Annotated in this window: 15 protein-coding genes and 1 tRNA gene; 8 read left to right on the top strand and 8 right to left on the bottom strand. The window is 66.0% G+C overall.

Annotated elements, in window-relative coordinates; genetic code table 11:
* Window positions 1–187: 187 nt before the first annotated feature.
* A complete protein-coding gene (locus tag ACFQ4E_RS05160; RefSeq protein WP_386801870.1) occupies window positions 188–1,828 on the top strand; it encodes a BCCT family transporter in 1,641 nt (546 codons plus the stop codon).
* A 191-nt stretch (window positions 1,829–2,019) separates the two neighbouring features.
* Here the strand turns inward: ACFQ4E_RS05160 and trpE are convergent, their stop codons facing one another.
* From trpE to fabI, 6 genes are read right to left on the bottom strand one after another with little or no spacing between them, the layout of a single operon-like run.
* On the bottom strand, window positions 2,020–3,534 hold the full coding sequence (gene trpE, locus ACFQ4E_RS05165; protein WP_386801871.1) for an anthranilate synthase component I: 1,515 nt from the start codon (window positions 3,532–3,534) through the stop codon (window positions 2,020–2,022).
* A 4-nt stretch (window positions 3,535–3,538) separates the two neighbouring features.
* The gene (locus ACFQ4E_RS05170; protein ID WP_386801872.1) at window positions 3,539–5,389 is read right to left on the bottom strand and encodes a peptidyl-prolyl cis-trans isomerase; all 1,851 of its coding nucleotides are present in this window, start codon (window positions 5,387–5,389) and stop codon (window positions 3,539–3,541) included.
* Between the two features lie 49 nt (window positions 5,390–5,438).
* Window positions 5,439–6,632 (bottom strand): aminotransferase, encoded by a 1,194-nt coding sequence (locus ACFQ4E_RS05175; protein ID WP_386801873.1) that lies wholly within the window; start codon window positions 6,630–6,632, stop codon window positions 5,439–5,441.
* A gap of 15 nt (window positions 6,633–6,647) precedes the next feature.
* The gene (gene gpt / locus ACFQ4E_RS05180) at window positions 6,648–7,148 is read right to left on the bottom strand and encodes a xanthine phosphoribosyltransferase (RefSeq protein WP_386801874.1); all 501 of its coding nucleotides are present in this window, start codon (window positions 7,146–7,148) and stop codon (window positions 6,648–6,650) included.
* Window positions 7,149–7,153: 5 nt separating this feature from the next.
* The gene (locus tag ACFQ4E_RS05185; protein WP_386801875.1) at window positions 7,154–7,759 is read right to left on the bottom strand and encodes a LysE family translocator; all 606 of its coding nucleotides are present in this window, start codon (window positions 7,757–7,759) and stop codon (window positions 7,154–7,156) included.
* A gap of 4 nt (window positions 7,760–7,763) precedes the next feature.
* Entirely contained in the window at window positions 7,764–8,570 is an 807-nt protein-coding gene (gene fabI, locus ACFQ4E_RS05190; protein ID WP_386801876.1) for an enoyl-ACP reductase FabI, read from the bottom strand.
* Between the two features lie 99 nt (window positions 8,571–8,669).
* Between fabI and pdxH the strand changes: the two genes are divergently transcribed.
* The 6 genes from pdxH to ACFQ4E_RS05220 all read left to right on the top strand — a co-directional run bounded on the left by pdxH (window position 8,670) and on the right by ACFQ4E_RS05220 (window position 20,741).
* Complete coding sequence (gene pdxH, locus ACFQ4E_RS05195) at window positions 8,670–9,275, top strand: pyridoxamine 5'-phosphate oxidase (protein WP_386801877.1); 606 nt, start codon at window positions 8,670–8,672, stop codon at window positions 9,273–9,275.
* 111 nt (window positions 9,276–9,386) lie between these two features.
* Entirely contained in the window at window positions 9,387–9,920 is a 534-nt protein-coding gene (locus ACFQ4E_RS05200; RefSeq protein ID WP_386801878.1) for a cold-shock protein, read from the top strand.
* On the top strand, window positions 9,890–10,360 hold the full coding sequence (locus ACFQ4E_RS05205; protein ID WP_386801879.1) for a DUF192 domain-containing protein: 471 nt from the start codon (window positions 9,890–9,892) through the stop codon (window positions 10,358–10,360). Before ACFQ4E_RS05200 ends, ACFQ4E_RS05205 begins: the two co-directional genes overlap by 31 nt.
* Window positions 10,361–10,406: 46 nt before the next feature.
* Window positions 10,407–10,483 (top strand) — tRNA-Pro (locus ACFQ4E_RS05210).
* 665 nt (window positions 10,484–11,148) lie between these two features.
* Window positions 11,149–14,817, top strand: a complete 3,669-nt coding sequence (locus tag ACFQ4E_RS05215) for a vitamin B12-dependent ribonucleotide reductase (protein WP_386801880.1) — start codon at window positions 11,149–11,151, stop codon at window positions 14,815–14,817.
* A 944-nt stretch (window positions 14,818–15,761) separates the two neighbouring features.
* Window positions 15,762–20,741, top strand: a complete 4,980-nt coding sequence (locus ACFQ4E_RS05220) for an Ig-like domain-containing protein (protein ID WP_386801881.1) — start codon at window positions 15,762–15,764, stop codon at window positions 20,739–20,741.
* 144 nt (window positions 20,742–20,885) lie between these two features.
* Here ACFQ4E_RS05220 and ACFQ4E_RS05225 read toward each other — a convergent pair whose 3' ends face one another.
* Entirely contained in the window at window positions 20,886–21,485 is a 600-nt protein-coding gene (locus ACFQ4E_RS05225) for a nucleotidyltransferase family protein (protein ID WP_386801882.1), read from the bottom strand.
* 191 nt (window positions 21,486–21,676) lie between these two features.
* On the opposite strand from ACFQ4E_RS05225, the gene ACFQ4E_RS05230 reads away from it, so the two are divergent.
* A complete protein-coding gene (locus tag ACFQ4E_RS05230) occupies window positions 21,677–22,819 on the top strand; it encodes a histidine kinase dimerization/phosphoacceptor domain -containing protein (protein ID WP_386801883.1) in 1,143 nt (380 codons plus the stop codon).
* Here the strand turns inward: ACFQ4E_RS05230 and ACFQ4E_RS05235 are convergent.
* Entirely contained in the window at window positions 22,761–24,092 is a 1,332-nt protein-coding gene (locus ACFQ4E_RS05235) for an HlyC/CorC family transporter (protein ID WP_386801884.1), read from the bottom strand. The genes ACFQ4E_RS05230 and ACFQ4E_RS05235 overlap by 59 nt on opposite strands.
* Window positions 24,093–24,103 lie beyond the last annotated feature (11 nt).

A 24,103-nucleotide genomic window follows, 5' to 3' on the forward strand; every position in this document is an offset into this window, starting at 1 on the left:
TCGGGCCGGGCGTGTTAGGCTCGCGACCGGAGATGGACCACTGAGGGTCGTTTTCAGACAACCTGCCGCGATTCGGCGGGGCAGGATTGATCCCGGGAGAGCCGCTCCGGCGGGCGGCAAAATAAGAAAAACTGGACGGGGGCCGCCTCTGGAGCCGCGTCGAGCTATCCAAGGAGGGATTTCCGAGATGTCGGATCAAACCACGGTCGAGGGCGTGCCAGAGCCCGAAGGCCATGTGAATCTCATCGATACCGAATATGATATCGGGCAGGACAACGTGGAGGGCTCGGTCGGTCCCTTCGGTTTCGATATCCACAACCCGGTCTTCCTGATCTCCGGGCTGTCGGTCGTGGCCTTCGTGCTCTTTGCGCTGATCTTCCGCGAAACCGCCGAGGCGGCCTTCGGCGCGCTGAGGCCCTGGCTGACCTCCACCTTCGACTGGTTCTTCCTGTCGGCGGCCAATATCTTCGTGATCTTCTGCCTGTTCCTGATCGTGTCCCCCTGGGGCTCGGTGCGGCTGGGCGGCACCCAGGCGGTGCCGGATTACACCTATCTCGGCTGGTTCGCGATGCTCTTCGCGGCCGGTATGGGCATCGGCCTGATGTTCTTCGGCGTGCTCGAGCCCGTCTATCACATGGCGATCTCCGAGCCCTTGCAGACACCGTCGCCCTTCGCGGAGGACGGCAGCATCATCGCCGAGAACGTCGAGGCGGCACGCGCGCAGGGCCTTGCGGCGACCATCTACCATTGGGGTCTGCACCCTTGGGCGATCTACGCCGTGGTGGCGCTGAGCCTCGCGCTCTTCACCTACAACAAGGGCCTGCCGCTGACGATCCGCTCGGCCTTCTACCCGATCTTCGGCGAGAAGGTCTGGGGATGGCCGGGTCACATCATCGACACGCTGGCGGTCTTCGCGACGCTTTTCGGTCTGGCGACCTCGCTGGGCTTCGGGGCGCAGCAGGCGGTTGCGGGGCTCGAGTTCGTCTACGGCGTGCCCAATGACGTGACGAGCCAGGTGGTCCTGATCATCATCATCACCCTGGTGGCGCTGGTCTCGGTGCTGCGCGGTCTCGATGGCGGGGTGAAGGTGCTCTCGGAGATCAACATGGGCGTCGCGGCGCTTCTGTTGCTTTTCGTGCTGATCGCCGGACCGACCGTGATCATCCTGACCGATTTCGGCAAGGGGCTCATGACCTACGTGGCGGACCTGGTGCCGCTGTCGACGCCTTTCGGGCGCGACGATGACAGCTATCGCCAGGGCTGGACCGCCTTCTACTGGGCCTGGTGGATCTCCTGGTCGCCGTTTGTCGGCATGTTCATCGCCCGCGTCTCGCGCGGCCGCACCGTGCGGGAGTTCGTGATCTGCGTGCTCATCATCCCGAGCCTCGTCTGCGTCTTGTGGATGGCGGTGTTCGGCGGGGCCGCGATCGAGCAGGTGCTGTCGGGCGACGGCGGTCTGGTGAAGCAATACGTTATCGACAGCTACAGCCCGGAACTGTCGCTCTTCGGGATGCTGGCGGAACTGCCGCTGACCGCGATAACCTCGACCATCGCGGTGGTGCTAGTAATCGTGTTCTTCGTGACCTCGTCGGACTCGGGCTCGCTGGTGATCGACACGATCACCGCGGGCGGAAAGATCGACGCCCCGGTCCCGCAGCGGGTCTTCTGGTGCCTCTTCGAGGGCCTGGTGGCGATCGTGCTGCTGCTGGGCGGCGGTCTCGCCGCGCTTCAGGCAATGGTGATCTCGACCGGTCTGCCCTTCACCGTGGTGCTTCTGATGATGTGCTGGGCGATCATCGCGGGTCTCCGGTCGGAGAAACGCGACTGAACCGGCGCGCCGACCTGCAAGACGGAGCGCGGGGCCTTCGGGCCCCGCGCGCATGTCTGGCTTGCTGATCGTGACCGATCATCAAGCGGGCGAGAGGCTCTGCCTCTCGCGCTCTACGGGAATATTTATGGACAGATGAAGGGCTGAGACGCGCGCTCACGTCTTGGATTGGCGCGGGGCGCGGGCCGATCTCAGCTGTTGCCGGAGCCCGTGAAGCGGGCGGCATCGGCGGCGGCGCGGCGGATCGCGTTCGATTTGTGGACCGTCTCCTGGTATTCCGCCTCCGGGTCGCTGTCATAGACGACACCGCCCCCGGCCTGGATGTAGAGCTTTTCGTCCTTCACGATCGCCGTGCGCAGCGCGATGCACATGTCCATGTCGCCCCCGGCGCTGAAATAGCCGACGCCGCCGCCATAGACGCCGCGCTTTTCGGGCTCGAGCTCGTCGATGATCTCCATCGCCCGGACCTTGGGCGCGCCCGAGACCGTGCCCGCGGGCAGGCCCGCGAGAAGCGCCGACAGGGCGTCCTGATCCTCGGCCAGTTCGCCGACCACGTTCGACACGATATGCATCACGTGGCTGTAGCGCTCGATGATGAACTTCTCGGTCGGGCGCACGGTGCCGATCTTGGATACCCGTCCGGTATCGTTGCGCCCCAGATCGAGCAGCATCAGGTGCTCGGCCAGTTCCTTCTTGTCGGCGAGAAGATCGGCCTCGAGCGCGCGGTCTTCCTCGGGCGTCGCGCCGCGCGGGCGGGTGCCCGCGATGGGCCGGATTGTCACCTCGCGGCCGAAGACCCGCACGAGGATCTCCGGGCTCGCGCCGATCACCTGGAAGCCGCCGAAATTGAAGTAGAACATGAAGGGCGACGGGTTCGTGCGCCGGAGCGAGCGGTAGAGCGCGAAGGGCGGCAGCGGGAAGGGCTGGGTCCAGCGCTGGGCGGGGACGACCTGGAAGATGTCGCCCGCGCGGATGTAGTCCTTGGCGGTCTCGACCGCCTGCTTGTAGCCTTCGTGGGTGAAGTTCGAGACCGGCTCGCCGACCTCATGCGCCTCGCCCAGATCGCGGCTGGCCTGGGGCAGGGCGCGTTCGAGATCGCGCACCGCATCCATCACGCGCTCGGCCGCCTGCGCGTAGGCGGCGCGGGGCGACTGGCCGTCGGAGACCCAGGCGGGCGACACCACGGTGACCTCGCCCTTCACCCCGTCGAGCACCGCCACCACCGAAGGCCGCAGCATCATCGCATCGGGCAGGCCGAGCGGGTCGGGGTTCACGTTGGGCAGGCGCTCGACCAAACGGATCATGTCGTAGCCGAGATAGCCGAAAAGCCCCGCGGCGGCCTGCGGCAGGTCGTCGGGCAGGTCGATCCGGCTCTCGGCGATGAGCGCCCGGAGCGCGGTGAGCGGGTCTTCGGCGCAGTCCTGCCACGCGTCTGCGTCGAAACGCGCCGAGCGGTTGAGGCGCGCGCCCGTGCCCCGGCATTCCCAGATGAGGTCCGGCTTCATGCCGATGATCGAGTAGCGGCCGCGCACTTCGCCGCCCGTCACCGATTCCAGCATGAACGCGTCGCGCGCGGCACCGGTGAGCTTGAGCATCAGCGACACCGGCGTGTCGAGATCGGCGGCGAGGCGCGCGTAGACGACCTGGTTGCGTCCGGCCTCGTAGGCCTTGGCGAAGCTCTCGTAATCCGGGGTCAGCGCGGCCATCGGATCACTGCAACTGGCTGTTGACCGAGTTGAGCGCGGTCTGGTTCACGCTGACCCCGGCCCGGGTCTGGATATCGGCGGCCAGCGCGCGGAAGAGCGCATCGGCCTGTTCCTGTGCGGCCTCGTCGCGCAGCCGTTCGGCGAGCGCCTGCGCCTCGACGCTTTCGAGATCGGCGGGAATGACCGCATCGAGCCGCAGGATCGCGACGCGGCCCGGGTCGGAGACCACGGCGATGTCGCCCTCGGTCTCGAGCCGGAAGACGCGGGCGGTGGCGCCGCCGGGCAGCACGTCCACTGAATCCGAGCGCCGGAAGCCGCTCTGCGAGGTCGGCTCGAGCCCGACCTCTTCGAAGCTCTCGCCAGCCTCGAGACGCGCGACGAGCGCCTCGGCCTGGGCTTCGAGCTCTTCGGTGATCTGCTGGCGTTCCCAGCCGGTGCGCACCTGGTCGCGAACCTCGTCGAGGGGGCGCGGTGCGGCGGGTTTGATCTCGTCGAGACGGAAAGCGAAGACGCCGCCATCGCCGAGCCGCGTGATGGTCGGGAAGTCGCTTTCGGTGGCCGCGTCGGCAGCCTCGGCGAACTCGGGATAGCCCGCGAGACCGTCCTCGGCGGCGCCGGTCCAGCCGATCTGGCCGAGCTGCATCTCGGTCTCGTCGGCGAGTTCTTCGAGCGTCGCGCCGCCCGCCAGCCGGTCGTCGAGATCCTCGATCTGCGCATCGATCACCTGCCGCGCGCGATCGAGCGCGAGACTGTCGCGCAGCACCTCCTGGGCTTCCTCGAAGGGCGTCTCCTGGGCGGCCAGCTCGGCATTGACGCGGAAGAGCGCCGGTCCGAGCGACGTGGGCGCGGGGCCTGCGACCTCTCCCGCTGGAACAGAGAACACCGTTTCTGCAGCGTCGCCGAGATCGGCGCGGGACTGGATGCCGAGATCGACATCCGAGAGCGTCAGACCGCGCTCCTCGACCAGGTCGTCGAAACTGATCTCTCCGGCGTCCAACCGGCTGCGGGCGGAGGCGGCGGCCTCCTCGGAGGGGAAGATCAGCCGCTCGACCAGCCGACGCTCGGGCATGTTGAACTCGGCCTCGCGCTCGGCATAGGCGGCGCGCAGATCGGCCTCGGGCACCTCGACGGTGTCGAGCATCATGTCCGGCGTCAGCCAGGCATAGGTGATGTCGCGGGTTTCGGGGCGGATATAGCTGTCGACATTGGCGTCGTAATAGGCCTGCAGCTCGTCCTCGGTCGGCTCGGCAAGCCCGGTGTCGAGCTCGGGCCGTTCGAGGAGCGCCCAGGTGAAATCACGGGTCTGGTTGGCGAAGCCCACCAGCGTCTGCGCGTAGGTGTCGGGCATCGAGACCCCGGCGACGATGGCGCCCTGCAGGATCGAGCGCGCCGTATCGCCGCGCAGGTCCTCTTCGAACTGCGACTCGCTCAGGTTGGCGCGGTCGAGCGCGAAGCTGTAGGCGTCACGGTTGAACGCGCCGTCGGCGCCCTGGAAGGCGGGGATGGCGCGCAGCGCCTTGACCAGTTCGGCATCGCCCACCGACAGGCCGATGCGGTCGGCCTCCCAGTCGAAGGCGCGGTTGACGATCAGTTCCGACAGCACCTGGGTGTCGAGCCCCATCTGCTGCGCCTGCGTCATGCTCACCGGCTGGCCGACCTGGCTTTGCACCTGGCGCATCCGGTTCTGCAGCGCGGTGGCGTAGCGCTGGATCGCGACATCCTTGTCGCCGACCGAGGCGACGGAGCGTGCGGTTCCGGAGAGGCTGGTCGCGCCGAAGCCCGCGAGCCCGAGGAGCAGAAGGCCCATCAGGATCCAGACGAAGACGGTGGACAGGCGGCGGACCTTGAGTGCCATGGGACCTCCCTTGGGGCGCGGATGCGGCGGTGCGAACGGTTGCGGAGTGTTAAGTCGCGTGTGCGTCAGTCGCAAGGGGCAGCGGCAGCCCTTCGAGACGGTCGAAGAGCGTGGCGATGCCGCGCGCGTCGATATTGGCGAAGGCGACGCGCATCTCGCGCGCGCCCCGGGAATCGTCGGCGGGCCGGAACATCGTGCCCGGCAGAAGCAGGATGCCCGCCTCGCGCACGAGACGCGGGGCAAGCTCGGCCGATGACAGCGCGAAGGGGTGCTCGAGATAGGCGAAATAGGCGCCGACCCCCATGAGCCGCCAGCCTCTCGCGGCCAGCCGCGGCATCTCGGCCTCGATGGCGGCGCGGCGGGCGAGGATCTCGTCGCGCTCCCCGGCCAGCCATTGGCCGAGATTGTCGAGCCCCCAGAGCGCCGCGCGTTGCCCGAGCTGCGGCGCGCAGATCGCCACGGTATCGAGAAACTTCTCCACCTCCGCGAGGAGCCCCGGCTCGGCGATCAGCGCCCCGGTGCGATGCCCGGTCAGCCGGTAGGCCTTGGAAAAGCTGTAGAGCTGGATCAGCGTGCCCGAGGCCTCGGGATCGGCGGCAAGGTCATGGGCGGGACCGACGCGGCTGTCGAAATCGCGATAGGTCTCGTCGAGGATCAGCCGCAGACCGCGTGCGCGGGCGAGGTCGAATAGGGCACGGAGCGTCTCGGGCGGGTATTCGACGCCGCCGGGATTGTTGGGGCTCACAAGCGCGAAGGCGCGGGTCTGGGGCGTGATCAGCGCCTCGGCCGCGTCGCGGCTTGGCAGAAGATCGGGGCCGGTCGGCAGCGGCACGGCGCGCACCCCGGCCATGTCGCAGGCCATCTTGTGGTTGAAATACCAAGGCGTTGGCAGAAGAACTTCATCTCCCTCGCCGGTGATCGCCGACAGCGTCGCCGCAAAGGCCATGTTGCAGCCCGCGGTGATCGCGACATTCTCGGCGCGCGTGTCCGAGCCGTAGGCCGTGGCCCAATGCCGCGCCAGCGTCTCGCGCAGCGCGGGCAGGCCCAGAACGGGTCCATAGAGATGGGTGGCGGGATCGCCCAGAGCCTCGGCCATGGCGGCGCGCAGGGCCTCGGGCGGAGGCTCGACCGGCGCGGCTTGACTGACGTTCAGAAGCGGGCGGTCGGGCGGGCAGGTGACGTCCTCGAGCCAGCGGCGCGCTTCCATCACCGGCGGCGCAAAGGTCTCTTGCGTGCGGGTCACCGGTCTCGCTCCGCCTCAGTCGTCGGCGCCGTGATAAGGTTTGACGTATTGCAGCGCCATGTCCCACGGGAAGAAGATCCAGGTGTCCTGGCTGACCTCGGTGATGAAGGTATCGACCTGAGGGCGGCCCTGCGGCTTTGCGTAGACCGTGGCGATATGGGCCTTGGGCATCGCCGCCTTGACCACCTCGAGCGTGCGCCCGGTATCGACGAGGTCGTCGACAACCAGCACGCCCGATCCGTCGCCGACCATCTCCATGTCCGGGCTCTTGATGATGCGCGGCTCGGCCTGCGTCTGGTGATTGTAGCTCTTGACCGAGATCGTATCGACCGTGCGGATGTCGAGCTCGCGGGCGACGATCATCGCGGGCGCCATACCGCCGCGGGTGATCGCGACCACCGCGCGCCATCCGGCCTCGGGGCGGGCGTCCTGAAGCCGCCAGGCCAGCGCCCGGGCGTCGCGGTGAAGTTGGTCCCAGCTGACGTGGAAGCCCTTCTCGTGCGGCAGTCGATCCATCGGTCTTACCTTCCGAACATGAGGCGCAGCCCCAGCGCGCCGAGAACCAGTGCCGCGACCCGGTCGAACCCGGATTTGAGGCGCATGTAACCGGCCCGCGCGCGGGGCGTCGAGATCAGCGTCGCAAAGGCGGTATAGGCAGCAAGTTCGACGCAGAAGTGATTGAGAACGATCGCGGACTTCTCGAAGCCCGTGAGGTCGCCGGGGAAGATCACCACCAGAACGGCGCCCGCGAAGAGCACCGATTTCGGGTTGGCGAGATTGACCAGAAGACCGCGGGCAAAGGCACGACGGCCCGACACCTGCGGCGTGGCGGTCAGGGGCGCGCGCGCATCGCGCCAGATCTGCACCGCGATCCAGAGAAGATAGACCGCGCCCGCGAGCTTCAGCGCCCCGTAGAGCCAGGGCACCAGCGCGAAGACCGCGTCGAGACCCAGGAGCGCGACCGTGGTCCAGGTCGCCGCCATCAGCGCCAGCCCCGCACCGGTCGCGATCCCCGCCGCGCGCCCTTCGACCGTCGCGGTCCGGAGCGCCAGCAGAAGGGCAGGGCCGGGGCTCGCCAGGGCGGCGAGGAGCGTGGCGTTGAAGGCGAGCAGATGCGCCGCGTCCATGTCCTCAGCCCTTGGTGATATCCGGGGCGTCCACGGCCTTCATGCCGACGACGTGGTAGCCCGCATCCACATGCAGGCATTCGCCGGTGGTGCCGGAGCCCAGATCGGACAGGAGATACAGCGCCGAGCCGCCGACATCCTCGATGGTGACGGTCCGCCGGAGCGGCGCGTTGTATTCGTTCCACTTCATGATGTAGCGGAAATCGCCGATCCCGCTCGCGGCCAGCGTCTTGATCGGACCGGCCGAGATCGCGTTGACGCGGATGCCGTCCTTGCCGAGATCCTCGGCGAGGTAGCGCACCGAGGCCTCCAGCGCGGCCTTGGCGACGCCCATCACGTTGTAATGCGGCATCACGCGCTCGGCGCCGTAATAGGTCATGGTCAGGGCCGAGCCGCCATCGGTCATCAGCTTCTCGGCGCGCTGCATCACGGCGGTGAAGCTATAGACCGAGATGTCCATCGACATGCGGAAGTTCTCGCGGCTGGTATCGACGTAGCGGCCGCGCAGCTCGGACTTGTCGGAGAAGCCGATGGCGTGAACGAGGAAGTCGAGCTTGCCCCATTTCTCATTCAGCGCCTCGAAGAGCGCATCCATCGAGGCCTCGTCACCGACGTCGCAGGGCAGGACGATATCCGAGCCGAGGCTTTCCGCCAGAGGGCCGACACGCTTCTTCAGCGCCTCGCCCTGGTAGGAGAAGGCGAGCTCCGCGCCAGCATCGGCGAGCGCTTTCGCGATGCCCCAGGCAATCGACTTGTCGTTGGCCAGGCCCATGATCAGGCCGCGCTTGCCAGCCATAAGAGAGTTTGACATCGCAGATCTCCAAGCGACAATTGGTCCTAGCCGTTTAGGCGAAGGCTATTGGGCTATCAAGGCCGCGAGCGTGTGCCAGAGGTCAGGAGGCAGCGGGTGATGAGCGACAGGGACGGAATTTTCGCGGGACCGGACCCGTTCGAGATTGCGCGTGCCTGGCTCGCGGAGGCCGAAACCTCCGAGATCAACGACCCCAACGCCATCGCGCTCTCGACGGTGGGCGAAGATGGTCTGCCGAACGCGCGCATGGTGCTTCTGAAGGAGATCGAGGCGGACGCCTTCGTCTTCTACACCAATTACGGCTCGGTGAAGGCCGGCGAGATCGACCAGGCCGGCAAGGCGGCCTTCGTGATGCACTGGAAGTCGCTCCGTCGGCAAATCCGCGTGCGGGGGCTCACCGAACGCGAGGACGGCCCGCAGGCGGACGCCTATTACAAGAGCCGGTCGCTCAAGAGCAGGCTCGGCGCCTGGGCGTCGGACCAGTCGAAGCCGCTTTCCAGCCGGGCCGCGCTGATGGCCGAGGTGGCCAAGGTGACGGCACAGCAGGGCACCAATCCGGAGCGGCCTCCGTTTTGGGGTGGATATCGCATTCGCCCTCTGGAAATAGAGTTCTGGGCCGATGGCGCCTTCCGGTTGCACGACCGGTTTCGGTGGTCTCGGCAAAAGGTTGCCGATGCGTGGACAGTGATGCGTTTAAACCCTTAAAATTCACGTCACGTGAAATGTTAGGGGTCTTTGTTTGTTGGGTTAAAAGTCTTGCTTTACCTTTGATCTTTGTCGCATGACTGTGACATGGCGAGAGATTTTGGACCTATTGTGACCGACAGCGACAAACCGATCCGCCGCCTCCTGGGTAAGGTGAAGTGGTTCGATCCCGGTAAGGGATTCGGCTTCGTCATCGCAGACGAGGGCGGTCCGGACATCCTGCTTCATGCCAATGTCCTGCGGAACTTCGGTCAGAGTTCGGTTGCCGATGGCGCGCGGCTCGAGATCGACGCGCAGCAGACCGAACGCGGGATGCAGGCGATTGGCATCCACCGGATCGATCCGCCCGAGGATGCCACCAGCGCTCCGCTGGCCGATTTCCAGGAAATGGACCCCGACGTGCTGGCCTCGGCACCGCTGGAACCCGCCCGGGTGAAGTGGTTCGACAAGGCCAAGGGCTTCGGCTTTGCCAATGTCTTCGGCAAGTCCGAGGATGTCTTCATTCATGTCGAGGTCCTGCGCCGCTCGGGCCTCGCGGATCTGCAGCCCGGAGAGGCGCTGGCGATCCGCGCGGTCGAGGGCAAGCGCGGCCGCATGGCGACGGAGGTCAACGCGTGGGAAAGCGCGCTTACCTTGCTGGACTGATCTTCTTCTTCGGATGGACGGCCAGCGCGCAGGCGGACTGCGCGACCGACAGGGTGTCGCTGCGCGGCGCGTTCGGGAGCGCCCAGTTCAGCGTGAGCGTCGCCGACGATGTCGAGGAACGGGCCCGCGGGCTCATGTTCGTCGAGAAGATGCCGCGCGCGACGGGCATGCTCTTTGTCTATGACCGCCCGCAGCCGGTGGCCTTCTGGATGAAGAACACGCTGATCCCGCTCGATATGGTGTTCGCCGGGGCCGATGGCGTCGTGCGCAAGGTGCATGAAAACGCGGTGCCAGGCGATCTGACCGGCATTCCCGGGGGCGACGACATCCAGTTCGTGCTCGAGATCAATGGCGGGCTCGCCCGGCAGCTCGGCATAGAGCCGGGCGCCGAGATGCAGCATCCGGCCATCGGCCAGACCGCCGCCTGGCCCTGTTCTTGAGAAACCGCTTTCCAAGCCGTGGGACGACCGCTAAACGGGCCCTCGTCGGGGCGTAGCGCAGCCTGGTAGCGCGACGGTTTTGGGTACCGTAGGTCGGAGGTTCGAATCCTCTCGCCCCGACCAGCGCAGAGCGACGCCGCCGCCGTCTACATCTGGTAGCCCCTGAATTTCCCTGATCTCCTCATGCGTGCAAACCCGTCTGTGCACAAATCGTGACACTGCGGGCTCAGCCTGTCCGCCGACCCGGACAGCGAGCCGCCCCGGGCCGTCCATGAGGCTTCGGCGATCGTGCCTGCTGATTCTCGCGCCAAAGGCGTAGCGCCCTATTTTTATCGCGATTCCGAGGCGAGATTGCATCGGAGCCTGAATTTTCGGCAAAGCCGCACGCGCTGAGAAGTCTGGGGAAAACTGCGGGCCCGTCGGGAAAGCCTTGTGGATAAGCCGGTGTGAAAAGCCGTTCTACAAGGGGTTCCGGGGGTCTGGGATTGTCCACATTCTGTAGATGAATCGTGACGATCCGGGATAGGGAATGTGGGCGGTTTTTGGGTCAACACAAAATATAGTCCGCCGCCGCAAAAAAATCCGTTGACCAGAACCGCGGATTTACGTCAGTTTGTGTGAGCCGGTCGATGGAGCACTACATGTAGTAGGTTCGGCCGCGGGGGACACAGACAAGCCTGGCAACAAGGCCTCTTTGCTCGGAACCGTCCGGTTCCGTGACCGACCTCCTGCGGCCCTGCGCTCGCGACCGGCACGAAGATACGGTCATTCTAACGGGGCAGCGAAAAATGAAGATCGAAAGACAGTTTACCAAGGCCGACCAGGATGCCTACGCGGGCATCGAGTTTGTGACCACGGCCTCCGAAATCCGTAATCCAGATGGTAAGATCGTCTTTCGTCTCGACGAGGTCGAGGTTCCCGCCAAGTGGAGCCAGGTCGCCTCGGACGTGATCGCACAGAAATACTTCCGCAAGGCCGGTGTCCCGGTCGCCACGAAGCGCGTCAAGGAAGCGGGCGTGCCCGAGTTCCTGTGGCGCTCCGAGCCCGCCGAGAAAGGCACCGAGACCACCGGCGAGACCTCGTCCAAGCAGGTGTTCGACCGTCTCGCGGGCGCATGGGCCTATTGGGGCTGGAAGGGCGGCTACTTCACCACCGAGGAAGACGCGCGCGCCTATTACGACGAGATGCGCCACATGCTGGCCACCCAGCGCGCCGCGCCGAACTCGCCGCAGTGGTTCAACACCGGCCTGCACTGGGCCTACGGCATCGATGGCCCGAGCCAGGGTCACTACTATGTCGACTACAAGACAGGCAAACTGACGCGCTCCAAAAGCGCCTACGAGCATCCGCAGCCCCATGCCTGCTTCATCCAGTCCGTCGCCGACGACCTGGTGGGCGAGGGCGGCATCATGGACCTCTGGGTCCGCGAGGCGCGCCTTTTCAAGTATGGCTCCGGCACCGGCACCAACTTCTCGTCGCTGCGCGCCGAGGGCGAAAAGCTCTCGGGCGGCGGCAAGTCCTCGGGCCTCATGGGGTTCCTCAAGATCGGCGACCGCGCGGCGGGCGCAATCAAATCGGGCGGCACGACCCGTCGAGCAGCGAAGATGGTGATCTGCGACGCCGATCACCCCGATATCGAGCAGTTCATCAACTGGAAGGTCAAGGAAGAGCAGAAGGTCGCCTCGATCGTCGCCGGCTCCAAGATGCACGAAAAGATGCTCAACGGCATCTTCTCGGCCATCCGCGAGTTCGACGGCTCCGAGGACGGTGCCTATGACCCGAAGGTCAACGACGCGCTGAAACAGGCCGTGCGCGCCGCCAAGCGGGTCCAGATCCCGGAAACCTACATCAAGCGGGTTCTGGACTACGCACGGCAGGGCTATGCCTCGATCGAGTTCCCCACCTACGACACCGACTGGGACAGCGAAGCCTATGCGAGCGTCTCGGGACAGAACTCGAACAACTCGATCCGCGTCACCGACGCCTTCCTCAAGGCCGTGCGCGAAGACAAACCCTGGGAGCTTCTGAACCGCACCGACGGCTCGGTCGCCAAGACCATCTCGGCGCGCGAGCTCTGGGAGCAGGTCGGCCACGCGGCCTGGGCCTGCGCCGATCCCGGCATCCAGTTCCACGACACTGTGAATGACTGGCACACCTGTCCCGAGGACGGCGCCATCCGCGGCTCGAACCCGTGCTCGGAGTACATGTTCCTCGACGACACCGCCTGCAACCTGGCGTCGATGAACCTGCTGACCTTCCTCAAGGACGGCAAGTTCCAGGCCGAGGAGTACATGCACGCCACCCGGCTCTGGACGCTCACGCTCGAGATCTCGGTGACGATGGCGCAGTTCCCGTCCAAGGAAATCGCGCAGCTCTCCTATGACTTCCGGACGCTGGGCCTCGGCTACGCCAATATCGGCGGCCTCCTGATGAACATGGGCTTCAGCTACGACTCGAAAGAGGGCCGGGCGCTTTGCGGCGCGCTGACCGCGATCATGACCGGCGTGGCCTATGCCACCTCGGCCGAGATCGCCGGCGAGCTTGGTGCCTTCTCGGGCTACGAGCGCAACAAGGCGCACATGCTCCGGGTCATGCGCAACCACCGCAACGCCGCCTATGGCGCGACCAGCGGCTACGAGAAGCTGGCGACCAAGCCGGTGGCGCTCGATCACTCGAACTGCCCCGACGCGCTTCTGGTCGAGCTGGCCATGTCGAGCTGGGACGAGGCGTTGCGGCTGGGCGAAAAGCACGGCTACCGCAACGCGCAGGCCACCGTCATCGCGCCGACCGGCACGATCGGCCTCGTGATGGACTGCGACACCACCGGCATCGAGCCCGACTTCGCGCTGGTGAAGTTCAAGAAGCTCGCAGGCGGCGGCTACTTCAAGATCATCAACCGCTCGGTGCCCGCGGCGCTTGAAAAGCTCGGCTACTCGTCGAGCCAGATCGAAGAGATCGTCTCCTACGCGGTCGGTCACGGCAGCCTCGGGAATGCGCCCGCGATCAACCACACAGCGCTGATCGGCCACGGCTTCGGCACGGCGCAGATCGAGAAGATCGAGAACGCGCTGGCCTCGGCCTTCGACATCCGCTTCGTCTTCAACCAGTGGACGCTAGGCGAGGAGTTCTGCACCGGCGCTCTCGGCATCCCCGCCGAGAAGCTGAGCGATCCGTCCTTCGACCTGCTGCGGCACCTGGGCTTCACCCGCGCCGATATCGAGGCGGCCAACGACCATGTCTGCGGCACCATGACTCTCGAGGGAGCGCCGCATCTGAAGGCCGAGCACTACCCGGTCTTCGACTGCGCCAATGCCTGCGGCAAGAAGGGCAAGCGGTATCTGTCGGTCGAGAGCCACATACACATGATGGCGGCGGCGCAGAGCTTCATCTCGGGCGCGATCTCGAAGACGATCAACATGCCCAACGACGCCACCATCGAGGATTGCCAGAAGGCCTACGAGCTGAGCTGGTCCCTCGGCGTCAAGGCCAACGCGCTCTACCGCGACGGCTCCAAGCTCAGCCAGCCGCTCGCGGCGGCGCTGGTCGAGGATGACGACGAGGCGGCGGAAATCCTGGAAAGCGGCTCGCTGCAGGAAAAGGCGGCGGTGCTGGCCGAGAAGGTGGTCGAGAAGATCGTCATCAAGGAGGTCGAGAAGGCCACCGCGCGCGCCAAGATGCCGGAGCGCCGCAAGGGCTACACCCAGAAGGCCATCGTCGGCGGCCACAAGGTCTATCTCCGGACCGGCGAATATGCCGACGGCACGCTGGGCGAGATCTTCATCGACATGCACAAGGAAGGCGCGGGCTTCCGGGCGATGATGAACAACTTCGCCATCGCGGTCTCCGTCGGTCTTCAGTACGGCGTGCCGCTCGAGGAGTTCGTCGACGCCTTCACCTTCACCAAGTTCGAGCCCGCGGGCATGGTTCAGGGCAACGACTCGATCAAGAACGCGACCTCGATCCTCGACTACATCTTCCGGGAACTGGCGGTCTCTTATCTCGACCGCACCGACCTGGCGCATGTGAAGCCCGAAGGCGCGACTTTCGACGATATCGGCCGCGGCGAGGAAGAGGGCGTGTCGAACGTCAAGGAGCTGTCCGAAAGCGCGGCGTCCCGCTCGCTCGAGGTGCTCAAGCAGATCAGCTCGACCGGTTACCTGCGCAAGCGGGTGCCGCAGGAGCTGGTGGTGCTGCAGGGCGGCCAGGCCATGAGCTTCGCCGGGCATGACGATCCCTCGGCCGCGCTCGCTGCGATCGTGAGCGAAACCGCGGGCGAGGTCGCGGTGGCCACGCGGACGACGGTGGCCAGCACGGCGATCACGATGGATGCCTCGACCAAGGCGAAGATGCAGGGCTACGAGGGCGATCCCTGCGGCGAGTGCGGCAACTACACGCTCGTCCGCAACGGCACCTGCATGAAGTGCAACACCTGCGGCGGCACGTCAGGCTGTTCGTGAGGGGCAGGGGAGCGGGGTGCCACCTCGTTCCCCGACGAGACACACGGAACCCCGGGGCGGGTGCGCTCGCCCCAGGCGCGGTCAGGGCCGCAGGCATAAAATCTCGAGCGGTGAACCAGAACGAGCCCTGAAAGCGAGACTAAACGGGGGCCCCGAGGGGCCCCCTTTTTCTTGCGGGCAATCCGCCCACTTCCCGTCACATTTCGCGCCCCGATGCCCTCGTGCTGCGCATCGAAGCCCGTCTCGGAAGCGGCTTTTGGACGGCACGGCCACATTTCACGGGGCCGTTCATTGCCGCATTTGAGTAGAATGATTCGGATTTTCTGACGCGGGTTTCGCGTCTTGCGGGATCAATCTTCGAAGACGCCCCGCTATTGGTTCTGACGCCCGAACAAAGGCTTCCGGGGTGCCCGCAGGCGGCCTCATTTCACCAAGCCACGCGGGCCACGACGCTCACTGTTTCCAGCTTCAAGCCAAAGAGACAGGCGGATCCCAGATATTGTGGGCCCCGCGGCGGAAAACCACCGCAACTGTCGTGATCCAAGAGACAATCCGAGCGAGGGCCGAGGTGAAATCGGGCCGAAATGCGGCGCAATCAGTCCATCCGGACGGATCGTCTGCCCGGTTTCAGCCATTTTTCGCTTTGTTCGAGACATTTGCAGCCGTAAGAAAGTGTCACGCCCAACTGGGGGGTGTGAGACTGACTGCTGGCCACGGGGGCGGCCGCTGAACTTTAAGTCATCCGGACGGATGCGAGGGAAGCGAGATCGGGAGAATCCCCGGTCGACCGCCAACGGAGAAGATTTGCCCCGAGACTGGGCGATCCCGAGCGACCTTCCTGACATGTCCGGACGACACCTTGAATGGGCGACTGCTGCTGGCTGACCCCGATCGGAATGGCAACCGGACCTGTGTTCCGGCATGTGAGTGTGAAAGGTCGAACGATGGCTGACTTGACTTTGGACTGGACCGACCTGGGTGGTTACGGCACGGAACTGACTTCGGTAGGTGAGGGCGAGGTGTCCACCACCTACGATGCGGGCGGGATCGCCGTCGACATCTCCTTCACCTCCGGCGAGGCAGGCTCCACTGCCTTCGTCTACGACTCGGCCGCCTATGTCGGCACCGACGGGGCGTTCGATCCGAACTCTTTCCTCAAGCTCCAGGGCGAGGGCACCGCGGACACTCCCGGCGCGCCGGACACCGTGACCTCGACTACCGTGCTCGATTTCCGGTCGACCGATGCGGCCTATGCCGACGAGGTCCAGAATGTCTCGTTCCGCATCTCCGATCTCGATGCCAGCGACACCGCGTCGGACTTCAACCAGCCCGGCCTCGCCGCGTTCGAAGACCAGATCACCATCATCGCCTATGACGCCGACGGCACGCCCACCGAGATCAGCTTTGCCGATCTGGGCGCGATCGACGTGGACGGCAACACGGTCTCCGGCACCACCGAGACCTTCTTCACCGATGCCGACGGCTCGCTCGTGGTGAACATCGCCGGTCCGGTCTCGCGCATCGAGATCGTCTACGACAACGGCGGCACCGGCGAGCAGGGCGTCGTGATCTCCGACGTCAACTTCTCGACCATCGATGCCGAGAACGGCGCGCCCATCGCCAATGACGATCTCGTTGAGACCGACGAGGACACGGCGCTGATCATCGATCCGCTGGCCAATGACAGCGATCCCGAGGGCGACACGCTGACCATCGTCGGCCTGACCCAGCCCGCGAACGGCACCGCGGTCCTGAACGATGACGGCACCATCACCTACACGCCCGATCCCGACTTCAACGGCGAAGACACGATCCCCTACACGATCACCGACGGCAACGGGAACATCGCGACCGGCGAGATCGTCGTCACCGTGAACCCGATCAACGATGATCCGGTCGCCAATGACGACGCGGTCGAGACCGCCGAGGATACCGCGATCACCGTTCCGGTCCTGGGCAACGACACCGATGTCGACGGCGACACGCTGACCGTGACCGATTTCGGCCAGCCTGCCAACGGCACCGCCGTCCTGAACGACGACGGCACCATCACCTACACGCCGAACGCGGATTTCACCGGCGAGGACACGATCCCCTACACCGTCTCGGACGGCAATGGCGGCACCGATGAGGCGGTCCTGACCATCACCGTGCGCCCCGTCGAGGACTCGCCCGTCGCCAATGACGACGCCGTCGAGACCCCCGAGGACACCGCGATCACCGTTCCGGTGCTCGACAACGACGTCGACGCCGAGGGCGACCCGCTCACCGTCACCTCGATCACCCAGCCCGCCAACGGCACGGCTGTCCTGAACGACGACGGCACGATCACCTACACGCCGAACCCGGACTTCAATGGTGAGGACACGATCCCCTACACCATCGACGACGGCAACGGGAACACCGACGAGGCCGTGCTGGTCGTGACCGTCACCCCGGTCAACGACGATCCGGTCGCCGTGGACGATACCGAGACGACCGCATTCGCGACCCCGATCACCGTCGCTCCTCTGGCAAACGACAGCGACCCCGAGGGCGATCCGCTGACCGTCAGCTCCATCGGCACGCCGTCCTTCGGCACCGCGGTTCTGAACGACGACGGCACCGTCACCTACACGCCTGGTGCCGACTTCACCGGTGAGGACACGATCCCCTACACCATCGACGACGGAAATGGCGGCACGGCGACGGCCAACATCTTCATCACGGTCGACGAGGATGACGAGACGGACAACCTGCCGCCGACCCCGGTCGACGATTTCGCCACCACGCCCTCGGGTGAGCCGGTGACCGTTGATGTGCTGGCCAATGACACCGATCCCGAAGACGATCCGCTCACGGTCACCGGCGTGTTCGATCCCTTCAACGGCACCGCGGTCGTCAATCCCGACGGCACCATCACCTACACCCCGGACGAGGGTTTCTTCGGCGAGGACACGATCCCGTATTTCATCGATGACGGTAACGGCAACACCTCCACCGGCCAACTCACCGTCACCGTCACCGTCACGCCCGAGCGCGACGGCATCGTCGAGGGCACGCCCGGCGACGATCTGATCGACGAGGATTACCTGGGCGATCCGGACACTCCGCCGGACCAGATCGACAATGACGACGCCATCATTCCCGGCGACAACCCGAACGACGACCGTGTCGAGGCCGGTGACGGCGACGACACCGTGATCTCGGGCGACGGCTCGGACACCGTGGAGGGTGGCGACGGCGACGACGTGATCGACACCGACGCGACCGGCCCCGGCCGCATCGACACCGATGTCTTCCCGATCGAGGACCTGCCCGCCGGTTCGCCCTTCACCCAGGCCGACGATCCGCTCGACGGCTTCGACGAGGACCCCGATCCCGAGGATGACCGCGACAGCGTCTCGGGCGGTGCGGGCAACGACACCATCACCACCGGCGACGACCGCGACACGATCGAGGGCGGCGACGGCGCCGACGTGATCGACGCAGGCATCGACGACGACCTCGTCTTCGGCGATGCGGGCGACGACCTCATCACCGATGTGCAGGGCTCGGACACGATCTTCGGCGGCACCGGTGACGACACGATCATCGCAGGCGTCGACACCTTCTCGGATTATCCCGACGGCGCGACCCCGATTCCGCTCGATTATCCGCAGGACCCCAACCAGGATGACGGCCGCGACCTCGTCTTCGGCGAAGAGGGCAACGACCTCATCTCCACCGGCGACGACCGCGACACGATCTCGGGCGGCGACGGCGACGACACCATCGACGGCGGCATCGACGACGACGAGATCTTCGGCGACGACGGCGCGGACTCGCTGATCGGTGGCCACGGCTCCGACACCATCGACGGGGGCGAGGGCGACGATTACATCGACGGCTCCAACATCCCGGCCCTCGAGGTCGCCGACGACACCGACATCTCGACCGTCAACGACCGCGACAGCCTTGTGGGCGGTGCCGGCAACGACACCATCCTCGGTGGCGACGATGACGACACGCTTCTCGGCGGCGACGGCGATGACCTGCTCGACGGCGGCATCGACGAGGACCTGATCAATGCGGGCGCTGGCGACGACAGCGTGCTGGCGGGCGACGGCGACGACACCGTCACCGGCGAGGACGGCTCCGACACGATCGACGGCGGCGCGGGCGACGACCTGATTGACGCCTCCGGCGATCCGGCGACCGAACTGACCGACGATGTCGATCCCGATCCCGAGAATGACCGCGACAGCGTCATGGGCGGTGCGGGCAATGACACCATCACCACCGGCGACGACGACGACACGCTGATGGGCGGCGAGGGCGATGACCTTCTCGATGCGGGCATCGACGACGACCTTCTGGACGGCGGCGCTGGCGAGGACACGCTCCTTGGTGGCGAGGGCGACGACACGCTTCTCGGCGGTGCGGATGACGACGTCCTGAACGGCGGCGACGGCGCGGACGAGCTCGACGGCGGCGACGGCAACGATGTCCTGAACGCAGGCTCCGGCCCCGACACGCTGATGGGCGGCGCAGGCGACGACACTCTGAACGGCGCGGCCGATGACGACGTACTCGACGGCGGCGAGGGCGACGACGTGCTCGACGGCGACGACGGCGCGGACGATCTTGATGGCGGTGCGGGCGACGACGTGCTCGACGGCGGCGAAGGCGACGACACGCTGGCCGGTGGCGAGGGTGCGGACACGCTCGACGGCGATCTCGGCGACGACCTGCTGGACGGCGGCGCGGGCAATGACGTGCTCGACGGCGGCGAAGGCGACGATACCGTCCTCGGCGGCACCGGCGACGACACCCTCTCGGGTGGTCCGGGCGAGAACATGCTCGACGGCGGCGAGGGCGATGACGTCCTGACCGGCGGCGACGGCCCCGACACGCTCATGGGCGGCGCGGATGACGACACGCTGACCGGCGGTCTCGGCGACGACGTTCTCGACGGCGGCGACGGTGCGGACGACATGGACGGCGGCGCGGGCGACGATGTGCTCGATGGCGGCGACGGTCCCGACACGCTCGACGGTGGTGCCGGCAACGACACCCTGAACGGTGGCGCGGGTCCGGACATGATCGACGGCGGCGCGGATCGCGACGTGATCGTGGTCGACAGCCCCGAGGATGCCTTTGGCGATGTCGCCGACGGCGGCAACGAGGGTGACGATTTCGACGTGCTGGACCTGACCGGTGCGGGCGAGCGTGGGCTCGACTGGCGCCTCGTGGATGTCCGTCCCGACGATGATGGCGATCTGCCCTCGAACGGCATCGATGGCACTGTCGAGTTCCTCGATGGCGAAGGCAACGTCACCGGCTCGATGGACTTCTTCAACATCGAACAGGTCGTGCCCTGCTTCACCCCCGGCACCCTGATTGCCACGCCCCAGGGCGAGCGTCTGATCGAGGATCTCCGCGAAGGCGACCGGATCATCACCCGCGATAACGGCATCCAGGAAATCCGCTGGGTGGGTCGCAAGGACCTGACCGGACACGAGCTGGCGCGCAAGCCGCACATGCGTCCGATCCTGATCCAGAAGGGCAGCCTCGGCCCGAACCTGCCGGAGCACGACATGCTCGTGTCCCCGAACCACCGGGTTCTGGTCAACAACGACAAGACCGCGCTCTACTTCGAAGAGCGTGAGGTTCTGGCCGCGGCCAAGCACCTGACCGGTCTTGACGGTGTCGACGAGGTGGGCTCGCTCGGGGTCAGCTACATCCACTTCATGTTCGATCACCACGAGGTGGTGCTCTCGAACGGCGCCTGGACCGAAAGCTTCCAGCCGGGTGACTACAGCCTCAACGGCATCGGCAACGCGCAGCGTGGCGAGATCCTCGAGCTCTTCCCGGAGCTTGAGCAGAAGGAAGGCCTCGAGGCCTACCGCTCGGCACGTCGCTCGCTGAAGAAGCACGAGGCCAAGCTCCTGACGCTGAAGTAAGGATATCTCGGCGGCCGCGGACAAGGTCCGGGGCCGCCGTCACCGACCACCGACATTACGGGTTATGCAGCGGCCCGGGTCATCCGGTTAGACCATGGGCAACCCAAAGCGGGGCGCGATGTCGTGCCCCGCTTTTTTCATGCCTCAGCCGCGCGTCGCCGCCCGCCACGCTGCCCAATCTTCGGGAGTATCGAGGTCGACGAGCGCACGTTCTTCTGGCAGAGCGATGCGGCGCACCGCGTCACCATGCGCGCGCAGCACGGGCCGCGCGCCCTGATCGCCGTCGAGCTTTGCGATGGCGGAGAAGTCCGAGGCGGGAAAGATCACCGGATGGCCGGGTGTGCCCTCGGCGCTCGTGGCCTGAACGGGCATGTCTCCCGCTCCGAACGCGGCGAGAAGCGCGGCGAGATCTTCCGCCGTCAGCTCCGGCATGTCGGCTGGCAAAATCATCACGCCCGCCGCGTCGGAGGGCAGGGCTGCGACGCCCCGCCGGAGCGAAGCGGACATGCCCAGATCGCGATCGGCAACCGGCACGCGTGTCACGTCGAGACCGTCGAGCGCCGCGCCGCGCGCGCCCTCGGGGGCGGGCAGGGTGACGAAGACCCTCCGAGAGACGGAGAGCGCGGCTTCGGCGCTGCGGCGCAGGAGCGGGACGCCGTCGATCTCTTGCAAAAGCTTGTCGGCACCGCGCATGCGCCGCGCGGCCCCGGCTGCGAGCAGTAAAACCGGCAGGGTTCCGCTCACCGGGCGACCTTCAAGAAACTGTCAAATATATATGACATTCGCATGTTTGATCTTTGTGACAGAATCGTCCATCTAAATTTGCAAACCCGAGGTGTCGGTATATATGGCAGCGCGCAACCGGTCACGAAGCGTCTCGGTCCGATGCTGCTGTCCGTCACCCTGACACATGACTTGAGGCACCACGACATTCAATGCGAGCACCCGTACCGGAAAATCAGGACGAGCGCCTGGAAGAGCTCGCCAATTACCAGATTCTGGATACGTCCTCGGAGAAGAGCTTTGACGATGTCGTCGCGCTGATCCGGGAGATATGCCAGGTCCCGACGGCGCTGATCAGCCTCGTCGACAAGAACCGCCAGTGGTTCAAGGCGCGCGAGGGCTTCGACCAGCCCGAGACCCCCATCGACCAGGCGATCTGCGCCCACACGATCCTCGGCACCCGCGTGCTCGAGATCCCTGACACGCTCGAGGATCGCCGGACGCGCGACAATCCGCTGTGCCTGAGCGAGACGGATCCCGTCCGCTTCTACGCCGGGGCGCCGCTGATCACGCCTTCGGGCTATGCGCTCGGATCGCTCTGCGTGCTCGACACGAAGCCGCGGCGGCTGAACGAGACCCAGCGCCACGCGCTTGAGGTCCTGGCCGGGCAGGTGATGCGCCAGATGGACCTCAAGCGCTCGCTCCGCAACGAAGAGGTTCTGCGCGCCGAGATCGATCATCGGGTGAAGAACTCGCTTCAGACCGTGGCGAGCTTCATCCGCATCTATGTCTCACGCGCCCGCTCGCCGGAAAGCCGCGACGCGCTCGAGGCCGTGGGGCGCAGGGTCGATGCCATCGCGCAGCTTCACCGCGAGCTCTACCAGACCTCCGAATTCGACATGGTCCGGCTCGATACCTATCTACACCGGATCCTCGATCTGATGCGCGGATCGCTCAAGGGCAACGTCGCCATCGATGCCGAGATCGCGTCGGTGCGTGTCGACAGCCGCAAGGCCGCGACGCTGGCGATGATCGTCTCCGAGTTCGCCGCCAACGCCAACAAGCACGCCTTCCCCGACGGGCGCGACGGTGTGATCACGATCCGCGTCGCCTGCGACGACGACGGCACACTCCGTCTCGAGTGCAGCGATAACGGGATCGGGGATCAGGCCACCCAGCTCGACGCGGGCAACGACGTCAGCTCCATCGGCATGCGCCTCATCGAAAGCGCGGCCGAGCAGATCGGCGGGCAGGTCGAGATCGGCGCCGGGGCGACCGGCTACCGGCTGAGCCTCGTCACTGATCCGGGCGCGGTTCCGGACGGGCCTCGAGAGGTCGTACTTTCAGCCGAGTGAGCCGGTTGTTCTCGCGGCCCGCGACCTCGAAACGGAAGCCGTGGAACGAGAACACCTGTCCGACGGTCGGGATCATCTGCGCTTCGTGGATCACCAGACCGGCGACGGTGTTGGCCTCCTCGTCCGGAAGCTGGAAATCCGTGGCGCGGTTGAAGTCGCGGATCGTCATCAGCCCGTCGATCCAGAAATGCCCGTCCTCGGCCATCTTGATCGCGTGATCGGCATCGGGATCGAACTCGTCGGTGATTTCGCCGACGATCTCTTCGAGAATGTCCTCGAGCGTCAGAAGCCCCAGAAGCGCGCCGTATTCATCGACCACCAGCGCGAAGTGAGTGCGGCGGCGCAGGAACTGCCGCATCTGGTCGTCGAGCGAAGTCGAGTCGGGGATGAAGTAGGGCTTCATCGCGACCTTGCGGATGTCGAACTCCTTCAGCGCCTGCATCGAGGCCTCGGGCCCCTGCATCAGCTTGTACATCGCGCGCAGAAGGTCCTTGGCATGGATCACGCCGATGATGTTCTCGGGGTCGTCCTTGTAGATCGGCAGCCGCGTGTGCGGGCTTTCCAGGCATTGCTGGAGGATCTGGCTCGGATCGCTGTCGGCGTCGATCATCTCGATGCCCGACCGGTGGAGCATGATCTCCTCGACCGTGCGCTCGGCCAGATCGAGAGCGCCGAGGATCCGGTCGCGGTCCTCCTTTTCGACCACGCCTTCGGAATGGCCGAGATTGAGCGCGCCCGCGATCTCTTCCCGCACGGCGAGGATCTGGCTGTCGGGATCGGTCTGCACGCCGAAGAGCCGCAAGACCAGCCGCACGAAGACCCGGACCGCGCTCACCACCGGCGAGAAGACCAGGATCACGAGCTGGATCACCGGAGAGACCCGCGCGGCGGCGGTCTCGGGATTGGTGATCGCGTAGGTCTTGGGCAGCACCTCGGCGAAGATCAGGACGAGGAACGTCATCACCAGCGTCGCCAGCGCCACGCCGCCCTCGCCGAAAATGCGCGTGAAAAGCGCCGTGGCGAGCGAGGTCGCCAGGATGTTGACGAGGTTGTTGCCCAGCAGGACCGAGCCGATCAGCCGCTCGTTGTCCTCGGTGATCTTCAGCGCCCGTTCGGCGCCTTTCGATCCGCGGTCGACCGCGGCGCGCAGCTTGCCGCGCGAGGCCGCGGTCAGCGCGGTCTCGGAGCCCGAGAAGAAGCCCGACAGGACCAGGAGCGCGAGGATCGCTCCGGCGGTGATCCAGAAAGCGGTGTCGAAAATGCTGGCGTCCATCGGCCCGTCCG

Source organism: Litorisediminicola beolgyonensis (genome assembly GCF_042679605.1).
GTDB classification, from domain to species: domain Bacteria; phylum Pseudomonadota; class Alphaproteobacteria; order Rhodobacterales; family Rhodobacteraceae; genus Litorisediminicola; species Litorisediminicola beolgyonensis.